Here is a 2,440-nt window from a genome sequence, read left to right as displayed (position 1 = left end):
CATTTTGCAGCATCTTGATGATGAAGTCGTTACACTGTTGCGAGATGCAGTTTATCCCTTTGGAAAAGAGACATATCCAATTATTTCTGGGACTTCAGATTATCCTCAAATTCGATACTATGGCTCTCAAATTGATCGGATGTTAGCAGATGGGTTGCCACCCTTATCCGAGAAGCATCAATCTGCAATCAATGCACTGGATGCTTTACTGAGTCAAACAGACTTATTCGATAAATTTCATCTCAAAACTGGACAAGTTGTGTTGATGCACAATCACCAAGTGTTGCATGGGCGCACGGGATTTTCAGAGGCAAGCGATCGCTTGCTTTATCGGGTTCGCTTACATATCCCTGGTTTAGGAACTGGCGCTACCAAAACCACATCAGAGCCTCCAGTTCAAATGAACAGCAGCAACTCACTACTGCTTTCCAAACCAAAGCCTAGTGCGGACAACTTACAACAGCACCCAGAGGATGTGAAGAGTCATTTGGCATCAGCGGTTAAACTTCAGCGTGAGCGTTGTTTCGATCAGGCACTCAAACATTACCAACGTGCATCAGAACTCGCACCAAAGAATCCTGATGTTCTCAATGCCTATGGTCATTTTCTACTTCTGACAGGACAGTTTACTGAAGCTATCGCCATTTTTCGTCAATGTGTTGCGATCGATCCGAACGGCTACGACAGTCGGCTTGCACTCTCCAGTTTAGCGCATCAATTGGGCAACAATACGGAAGCCAAAAACGCCCTAATTGAAGTGACGCAACGTCATCCCTACATCGTACAGGGGAGATATGATCCACAAAAACCAACGATTTTGAGAATGCGAGGATTTGAGGGATCGGCTTATCAGATTCTAGAACAAGGTGACGGCACTTATCAAAAACTCTTACGGGGCGGTCATTTTTCTATTCGGAATTTAGTCAATAAATCTAAGTATAATCTGGTGATTCTGAATATCTTTGAAAACAATATTGACATGGTTGATAATNGTACAGGGGAGATATGATCCACAAAAACCAACGATTTTGAGAATGCGAGGATTTGAGGGATCGGCTTATCAGATTCTAGAACAAGGTGACGGCACTTATCAAAAACTCTTACGGGGCGGTCATTTTTCTATTCGGAATTTAGTCAATAAATCTAAGTATAATCTGGTGATTCTGAATATCTTTGAAAACAATATTGACATGGTTGATAATCTTCCTGAGTTTAACCTGATTCTCAATACAATTGCCTGTCCTGATTCCAAACGAGCATCTTTACTCACGACTGCTCGATTCGTCGATCGCTATCCCAATATACCCCTAATTAATCATCCTCGTCGTGTTCTTGAAACCAGCCGTGAACGCAACAGTTTGCGTCTTAATCTTATTCCTGGTGTTCAATTTCCCAAAACTGAACGTTTGTGGTGGGATGGAACTTCGATTGATGCAATGGTTAAAGATATCTTCGGTTGGGGTTTTGTGTTTCCCATCATTGTTCGTCAAGTGGGTTCACAAACTGGCCAAACTGTTGGTCTGGTCCATAGCGAAGCAGCCCTTCGTTCCCATTTTGAAAACAGTCCGATTAATCAAGATTATTATGTAATCCAATTCAAAGATTGCCGGAATCAGCAAGGGATATTTAATAAAACGCGGGTATTTTTTATCGATGGTAACTTTTATCCTGTTGCTCATTTATTTAATGATTCGTGGAATACTCATTCCGGCGATCGCTATAATGTCATGAACAAATTTGAATGGATGCAAGCAGCAGAAAAATCCTTTCTGGGTGACCCGTATAGTTATTTTGGTGCTGAAAACTTTAACAAACTCTATCAAATTCGAGATTTAGTGGGCTTGGATTTTTTCGGAATNATGGTAACTTTTATCCTGTTGCTCATTTATTTAATGATTCGTGGAATACTCATTCCGGCGATCGCTATAATGTCATGAACAAATTTGAATGGATGCAAGCAGCAGAAAAATCCTTTCTGGGTGACCCGTATAGTTATTTTGGTGCTGAAAACTTTAACAAACTCTATCAAATTCGAGATTTAGTGGGCTTGGATTTTTTCGGAATTGATTTGACAATCCTTCCAGATGGAACATTATTCATTTTTGAACTGAATGCTGCGATGCGGCACAATTTCGATCATGCTAAGAATTTTCCTTACACTGAGCCTCACCTTAAACGAATATCTCATGCCTTCAATGCTATGGTTCAAAAACATTTCATATAACGTAAGAAGACTCAGCTATCAAAAGTCTGTTATTTTACTCCCTGGGGAATAAGAGTTGTTATTCAGCTTTTTTGTGCCTAGATTATATTTTGGACGAGTCTAATCTCCAATTCACAAAAACCTGCCAAATTGGCCAATAAACCCTGGTGATCATAGTATACTGCAAGTATTAGAGTTGTTGGGAAATAAGGTAAAATGGTTCAAGCAGAAATTGGC

General features: G+C 40.2%; 1 pseudogene. It reads left to right on the top strand.

Features of this window, described 5'->3' with window-relative positions:
- Positions 1-139 precede the first annotated feature (139 nt).
- A pseudogene (locus tag AFK68_RS44065) lies at positions 140-991 on the top strand (tetratricopeptide repeat protein); the annotation flags it as partial.
- Positions 992-2,440: the final 1,449 nt, after the last annotated feature.

Origin of the sequence: Hydrocoleum sp. CS-953 (assembly GCF_002260545.1) — a bacterium.
Taxonomy (GTDB): Bacteria; Cyanobacteriota; Cyanobacteriia; order Cyanobacteriales; family Microcoleaceae; genus Trichodesmium.
This window is presented reverse-complemented; position numbering and strand designations above follow the sequence as displayed.